Below are 6,325 nucleotides of genomic sequence, written 5' to 3'. Positions count from 1 at the left end.
GTAGCCGACCTGAGTGGTTGAATCAAGAGCGCTGTTTTTTTCTAGAGCAGATCGCGATTCTCCAGACCAAATGGAGATCCAAAATGTATGGAGATCCAAATGTGGGAGCGGGCTTGCTCGCGAAGGCGGTGTGTCAGTTGATGGATGAATTGGCTGACCCACCGCCTTCGCGAGCAAGCCCGCTCCCACAGTTTTGACCGAGTACAACTTCAGTAGCTGCACAAGTCTGCTTTTCTGTGGAAGCTGGGCTGGAGTGTTCTTGATCCACCGCACTCAGGCCTTGCGCATAAACTGCTCATGCATCTCACACGTCAGGGTCTCTATGCGCTCGGTCAGTTGCTTGGTCATTTCCGTCAGCCGTGTGTTCTGCTCGAGCAGTTCCAGCAACTGTTGGGTGGTCTGTTCGGCTTGTGCCTGGCGTTCGGTATTGGCAGTTGCCAGGGCCTCGCGGTGTTGCGCGTCTGCATCTGACTGCGCTTTATCGCGGGCCGCTTGTCGCGTCTGGGCCAGCAGGATCAGGGGCGCGGCGTAGGCCGATTGCAGACTGAACGCCAGGTTGAGCAGGATGAACGGGTAGACGTCAAAGTGCGTGACGCCGGTGATGTTCAGTACCACCCACAACACCACGATGGCGGTTTGCGCGCCAAGGAAGGTCGGCGTACCGAAAAAGCGCGCGAAGGCTTCGGCCTTGAGTGCGAAGGTGTCGTTGCCAAACGTCGGCGCCAGGTGGGCGTGGCCTCGGTGGAAACGCAGGTGGTCAGCAGGGGCGGCGTCTGGCTTGTCTGGGGTCATGGCGGGCTCGGATCCTTAGCGTGAAAACAGTCAGCACTATAGACCGAGCCTCTGGGCCGGACACATGAAGATCGGGTCAGCTGGTGCTCCGCTCACTGGCAAATGCACTGACCGCGTGCACAGCCTGGCCGGTGCCTTCGCGAATCTGCAAAATCACCGTACCGGCCTGGTTGGCCAATTCCACACCAAGGGCTGCACGGTCGCGGGTGCCTTCCATGCTGTCGATGGCCTGGCGGGTTTCTTCCTGGATCATCGCGATCATGCTGGAAATTTCCGCCGTGGAGCCGCTGGTGCGCGCCGCCAATTGGCGTACTTCATCAGCCACCACGGCAAAACCACGGCCTTGCTCGCCAGCGCGCGCGGCTTCGATGGCGGCGTTGAGGGCCAGCAAGTTGGTCTGGTCGGCAATGCCACGGATGGTGTTGACGATGGCGGTGATCTGCTGCGAACGCTCGCCCAGCTTGGCGATCAGCTGTGACGAACCGTCAATGTTGGCTGCAATTTCGCGCATGCCGCTGGCAGTTTGCTGGATCACCTCGGCGCCTTTTTCGGCGATGTCTCGGGTATTCAGCGAGATGTGGTACGCCTGGGCGGCGCTTTGGGCGTCGGCGGCATGTTGTTGCACTCGGGCAGTGATGTCGGAGGCGAACTTGACCACTTTGCACAGGCGCCCGCTGGCGTCGTACACAGGGTTGTAGTTGGCTTCGAGCCACACCGTCTGGCCATTTTTATCCACGCGCTCGAACTGGCCGTTGAACAGTTCGCCCTGGTTCAAGCGTTTCCAGAAGTCGCTATAGGCCGAGCTGTCGGTCAGCTCCGGCTTGCAGAACAGGCGGTGATGCTTGCCCTGGATTTGCGCCAGGCTGTAGCCCATGCGCTGCAGGAAGTTTGAGTTGGCCGTAATGATCGTGCCGTCGAGGTTGAACTCGATCACCGCCATGGCGCGGTCGATGGCGCCCAGTTTGGCGTTGGCCTCGCTTTCGGCCTGCAGGCGCGGGGTGACGTCCATGGCGTACTTCACCACTTTAATCACCTGGCCTGCTTCATTGCGCACCGGGTTGTAGCTGGCCTCCAGCCACACCGATTGACCGTTGCCTGCCACCCGTTCAAAGGTGCCGGACTGGAACTGGCCGTTACGCAATTGCGTCCACAACTGGTTGTACTCGGCACTGCGGGCGAACGCGGGTGTGCAGAACATTCGGTGGGGCTGGCCGACAATCTGTTCGGCGCGGTAGCCCATCGTCTTGAGGAAGTTGTCATTGGCTCGCAACACACTGCCTTGCAGGTCGAATTCGATGACCGCCATGGAGCGCTCAATGGCGTTCAACAGGCTGGTCTGCTGGGCGTTGGTATGTTGCAGGGCACTGATGGTTTTTTTATGGGCGTTGAATAGCATATTCGTGAGCTCGGGCAAGCACGCGTCTGGGGGTATCCATGGGATTGCGCCTGCCCCCGTAAGGCACCTGGCCGAACGGTTGACTTGCTCATTGTCAGCTTCCTGATGCTGACAGATGTAGTGGAACAGTGGGTTCAGAGTCGCGTGTCACGCGAGAAGTTCGGGCCATCAAAAAGCATTTTTAAAAAAGGGGGTGGATAGAGGCATTATGCTATCTCTGTGTGTTCCAGTCGGATATTTCAGACGAGATGTCGTAGGACGACTTAGGGGAAATAGACAACGACAGAGTCGCTGATATAAGCCTGGTTGCGGCAATCTCCCTGGCACATATGCGACAGCGTGCGAATAAGCGAAAACGACCCAGGACGTAGGTAGAACAGGCGATACGCACTCTGTGGCGAGCGGGCTTGTCCCGCGTTGGGCTGCGAAGCGGCCCCAAAACCAGCGGTCGAGGAGTATCTGACTCACCGCATTTTTCCTTTTTAGGGCCGCTTCGCAGCCCAACGCGGGGCAAGCCCGCTCGCCACAGGGGCAGTGTTCGTCCTTAACGGGCTGGGTTTTAGTGCGGGCAGGGCGTGCTGATTTCGTAACCGGCGAGAAACAGGTCAATGGCAGATTCAATAACATCGGCCTGGGCGGCGGCGTCGAGGGTGGGTTGGCCGAGGGTGATCTGTGGCCAGAACGCGAAGGCTTTGAGCAGGCTTTGTATTTGATGCGCAGCGAATGCGGGGTCAGCGCAAGACAACCGGCCATCTTCCTGAGCGGCGCGCACCCACAGGGTGAAACCTTCTTCGCGCTTGCTCAGCCGGTTGACCATGTCTTGAGCGCGTTCCGGCGAATGGATAGTGGCGGCGATCGCTACACGGGCGAGGTCGAGAAAGTTGACGTCCGACATCATCTGCATCTTGGCCTGCAGCAACCCGCGTAATTGCTCACGCAGTGGGCGGTCGCTTGCGTAGCTCACGTCGAGTTGAGCGACGCTGCTGGCCCACAACTGGTTAAGAATTTCTGCAAACAACTCTTCCTTGCTGGGGAAGTGGTTGTACACCGTACGCTTGGACACACCGGCGGTAGCGGCAATTTTGTCCATACTGGTGACCTCGAACCCGTTAGCCCGAAACTCAGCAATGGCCGCGGCCACAATGGCTTCGCGTTTACGGTCGGTGAGGCGCAGAGGTGCAGTCATGTTTGGCTCTAGAAGGAAATTACACTCGGTAGTTTACTTGTTCCGGGTTTTGTTGCAATGTAGAAACTACACTGTGCAGTGTAATTGATGCGCGGACCTCAGGAGTCACTCTGCAATGGCCACCCTTTCAACTCGTCGCGACCCAGCGCCCGCAGCGCTCAAGCCTGCCGAGCAGGAGCAAGGGCATTTCAGCAACGGCGCTCCGGTGCAACATGGCGGCCTTGGTAAAACGTTGCGGATTTTCTGGAACATGCTCTTCAACAAACCGCGCACCACGCGGCCTGTGGGGCAGATTCCGGTGCAGCCCCTGACGCGCGAACAGCTGATGGCCGCTCCCGACCACAGCGTGTTTCGCCTGGGGCATTCCACCGTATTGCTGAAAATGCGCGGTAAATTCTGGGTCACCGACCCGGTGTTCGCCGAGCGCGCGTCGCCGTTGAGTTGGGCTGGCCCCAAGCGTTTTCACCAGCCGCCGATCAGCCTGGAAGAGTTGCCGCCACTGGAAGCGGTGATTCTTTCCCACAACCATTACGACCATCTTGACCGTCATGCGGTCATCCAGTTGGCCGACAAAACCCGTTATTTCCTCGCGCCCCTGGGCGTGGGTGACACCTTGGTCAAATGGGGCGTAGATGCCAGCAAAGTCCGCCAACTGGATTGGTGGCAAGGCACCGAGGTGGACGGCATTCGCTTTATCGCCACCCCGGCCCAACACTTTTCCGGGCGCGGCCTGTTTGATAGCAACCAGACGTTGTGGTGTTCCTGGGTGATGATCGACGCGGGGCGGCGGATATTTTTCAGCGGCGACACCGGGTATTTCGACGGTTTCAAACGTATTGGCGAACAGTACGGCCCGTTTGACCTGACGCTGATGGAAACAGGTGCTTACAACGTCGACTGGCCCCACGTGCACATGCAGCCGGAGCAAACCCTGCAAGCGCACATCGACCTCAAGGGCCGTTGGTTGCTGCCGATTCACAACGGCACCTTCGACCTCGCGTTCCACGCCTGGCACGAACCGTTTGACCGGATCATGGCCCTGGCCTGGGAGCGCAACGTGTCAATTACCACGCCAGCGATGGGGCAGGCGTTCAGCTTGAACCAACCTGAACGCGGACATGCGTGGTGGTTGGAAGTGGAAACCCAAGGCACAAAAGAACAGGTTGCGGGCTGAGAAAAGGGCACTTTGAAAAAAGGAGTTTTCAGGGTGTTTCAGCCCTGCGACAAACGTCAGACGAGAGTGCGATGATCCCGCGAATTACGTTTTCGGGGTGCAGGTTCTGATGGACAGCGAGTGTAGGAAATTTTGGCATATAGGCATGTCCTGTCCTCCAGGGCATTCGTTGCCACTGACGGAAGATCCCGCGGGTCTGCAACTCCCTTCCACCGAGTCTGCAAGCCCGCGCAGTATCGTTTTCGGTAATGAGCGGCGTGAGAACGCCACACCCATCCCCGGATACAACGCCCTGGCTCCGCAGATCAGAACCAGCCGCGACCCGGCGTTATCGCTGATCGCCTTGAGCGGTATCGACCCAACCGATCCCGTGATGGTGGAAGTCCCGCTGGTGTTGAATAACACCACCTTCACCGACGCCCAATTACTCTGCGGGTGGCGAATCGGCTTCGCCGCGCGGTATGTGCGCGGTCATCATGTTGAGCCTGTTGAACTCACTGCGGCTTTTTGCCGGGCCTTGGACATCCTGCGTCAAGCGGGCGCGCAATTGGTGCCGGTGGACGCACAACGCACAGATGAAACCCTTCAGTTTGACCTTCATACACGCAATGAAATCGATGAACTGGTGACTGAGCATCGTCTTGATGCCCTGGTGTCTGACAGCCAGAGCGCTGCATTTCATGGCGCGTGCAGAAGCGGTTACCCCTCGCTGTGTGAGCCGTTGGACGATGGCACGAAGCTGTGGGTTTATGGCGCGCGTTGGTCGCGTGATGCGTTGCCTGCCTTGTTGCGCGCCTATCGACACATCAGCGCTTAGCAACGACAAAACGTGCTGAACGGCACTGCGGTTTACACTCAATGCAACGGAGGGGCGCCATGGCTTACAAAATTCATATCCTCGGCGCGGCCGGTGCCGGCACCACGACCCTAGGCAAAGCCTTGGCTGAACGCCTGAACGTCGCCTATTTCGACTCCGACTTCTTTTTCTGGCAGCAAACGCCAGACCCTTTCTCCGTTGCCCGACCGAAGGGTGAGCGCATCCGACTGTTGCAGGAACAAAGCGCCGGCCTTGAAGGCTGGGTGCTGTCTGGCTCAGTGTGCGGCTGGGGCGACCCGATGATCGCGCAATTCAGCCACGTGGTGTTTCTGCGGCTGGACCCGGAAGTACGCCTGCACCGCCTGCGCCTGCGGGAACTGCAACGTTATGGCGACCGCGTTCTGGAAGGCGGTAGCCGCCATGAAAACAGCGTGGCCTTCCTCGCTTGGGCAGCGCGATACGATGGCGGTAACCACAGCCTGCGTAGTTTGCGTCGGCATGAAACCTGGTTGAAACCGCTGGCCTGCCCGGTGATCCGGCTGGACTCTACGCACCATTCGGCTGAGGCGTTGGTGAGTCAATTGCTGCCGCTGTTGAGCCCATCAGCCGCGAAATAATGCCTCGCGCAGCGGGTTCCGGTGGAGTGGCGTCAAACCTGCGCGCGCTCATGCCCCAGCCCGGCGCAAACCCCGGGAAGAACACCAGCCCTTCAGCCTCCAGTCGAAACGCCAGGGTCAGACGGATTTCGTCGTCTACGTCGGCGTGGCTTTCAAAGCGTTCAACCGCTTCCAGCGCCACGCCCGCCTGGCGGGCCAGGTCTTCGCGACCCCAACCCAGCATCGCGCGGGCCTGCACGCTGTGCTTGGCGGTGAATTGATGCAGGACGATTTGCTGTTCTACGAAAGAGCTCATTGCCAGAGAGGACATGGGGTTTCTCCAGGATTCGACGGGGGAGGACAA

The 6,325-nt window shown here is 59.1% G+C and carries 7 protein-coding genes and 1 pseudogene; 4 read left to right on the top strand and 4 right to left on the bottom strand.

Annotated features, from left to right (window positions below; translation table 11 throughout):
- Nucleotides 1-197: pseudogene (locus Q7C20_RS21955) on the top strand (hypothetical protein); the annotation flags it as partial.
- A 76-nt stretch (nucleotides 198-273) separates the two neighbouring features.
- Here Q7C20_RS21955 and Q7C20_RS21950 read toward each other — a convergent pair.
- The 3 genes from Q7C20_RS21950 to Q7C20_RS21940 all read right to left on the bottom strand — a co-directional run bounded on the left by Q7C20_RS21950 (nucleotide 274) and on the right by Q7C20_RS21940 (nucleotide 3,374).
- On the bottom strand, nucleotides 274-792 hold the full coding sequence (locus Q7C20_RS21950; RefSeq protein ID WP_375070164.1) for a DUF1003 domain-containing protein: 519 nt from the start codon (nucleotides 790-792) through the stop codon (nucleotides 274-276).
- Nucleotides 793-868: 76 nt separating this feature from the next.
- A complete protein-coding gene (locus tag Q7C20_RS21945) occupies nucleotides 869-2,188 on the bottom strand; it encodes a methyl-accepting chemotaxis protein (protein ID WP_375070162.1) in 1,320 nt (439 codons plus the stop codon).
- Between the two features lie 559 nt (nucleotides 2,189-2,747).
- A complete protein-coding gene (locus Q7C20_RS21940) occupies nucleotides 2,748-3,374 on the bottom strand; it encodes a TetR/AcrR family transcriptional regulator (protein ID WP_375070161.1) in 627 nt (208 codons plus the stop codon).
- 115 nt (nucleotides 3,375-3,489) lie between these two features.
- Here Q7C20_RS21940 and Q7C20_RS21935 point away from each other — a divergent pair, with 115 nt between their 5' ends.
- The 3 genes from Q7C20_RS21935 (at nucleotide 3,490) to Q7C20_RS21925 (ending at nucleotide 5,982) form a co-directional block, all read left to right on the top strand.
- A complete protein-coding gene (locus tag Q7C20_RS21935; RefSeq protein WP_375070160.1) occupies nucleotides 3,490-4,548 on the top strand; it encodes an MBL fold metallo-hydrolase in 1,059 nt (352 codons plus the stop codon).
- A gap of 145 nt (nucleotides 4,549-4,693) precedes the next feature.
- Nucleotides 4,694-5,365, top strand: a complete 672-nt coding sequence (locus tag Q7C20_RS21930; RefSeq protein ID WP_375070159.1) for a hypothetical protein — start codon at nucleotides 4,694-4,696, stop codon at nucleotides 5,363-5,365.
- Between the two features lie 59 nt (nucleotides 5,366-5,424).
- Nucleotides 5,425-5,982 carry an AAA family ATPase gene (locus Q7C20_RS21925; protein WP_375070158.1) on the top strand — a complete coding sequence of 186 codons (558 nt, stop codon included), beginning with the start codon at nucleotides 5,425-5,427 and terminating at the stop codon, nucleotides 5,980-5,982.
- Here the strand turns inward: Q7C20_RS21925 and Q7C20_RS21920 are convergent.
- The gene (locus Q7C20_RS21920; protein ID WP_375070156.1) at nucleotides 5,912-6,292 is read right to left on the bottom strand and encodes an XRE family transcriptional regulator; all 381 of its coding nucleotides are present in this window, start codon (nucleotides 6,290-6,292) and stop codon (nucleotides 5,912-5,914) included. The two genes, Q7C20_RS21925 and Q7C20_RS21920, sit on opposite strands and share 71 nt — an antisense overlap.
- Nucleotides 6,293-6,325: the final 33 nt, after the last annotated feature.

Origin of the sequence: Pseudomonas sp. AMR01 (assembly GCF_041946035.1) — a bacterium.
In the GTDB taxonomy this organism is placed as follows: Bacteria; Pseudomonadota; Gammaproteobacteria; order Pseudomonadales; family Pseudomonadaceae; genus Aquipseudomonas; species Aquipseudomonas antarctica_B.
The sequence above is the reverse complement of the archived record's forward strand: the minus strand, read 5'-3'. Positions and strand labels throughout refer to the sequence as shown.

Bases quoted from the DNA above. Each gene is read 5' to 3' on its own strand.
- Q7C20_RS21950 (WP_375070164.1), bottom strand. From the start codon at position 792: ATGACCCCAGACAAGCCAGACGCCGCCCCTGCTGACCACCTGCGTTTC.
- Q7C20_RS21945 (WP_375070162.1), bottom strand. From the start codon at position 2,188: ATGCTATTCAACGCCCATAAAAAAACCATCAGTGCCCTGCAACATACC.
- Q7C20_RS21940 (WP_375070161.1), bottom strand. From the start codon at position 3,374: ATGACTGCACCTCTGCGCCTCACCGACCGTAAACGCGAAGCCATTGTG.
- Q7C20_RS21935 (WP_375070160.1), top strand. From the start codon at position 3,490: ATGGCCACCCTTTCAACTCGTCGCGACCCAGCGCCCGCAGCGCTCAAG.
- Q7C20_RS21930 (WP_375070159.1), top strand. From the start codon at position 4,694: ATGTCCTGTCCTCCAGGGCATTCGTTGCCACTGACGGAAGATCCCGCG.
- Q7C20_RS21925 (WP_375070158.1), top strand. From the start codon at position 5,425: ATGGCTTACAAAATTCATATCCTCGGCGCGGCCGGTGCCGGCACCACG.
- Q7C20_RS21920 (WP_375070156.1), bottom strand. From the start codon at position 6,292: ATGTCCTCTCTGGCAATGAGCTCTTTCGTAGAACAGCAAATCGTCCTG.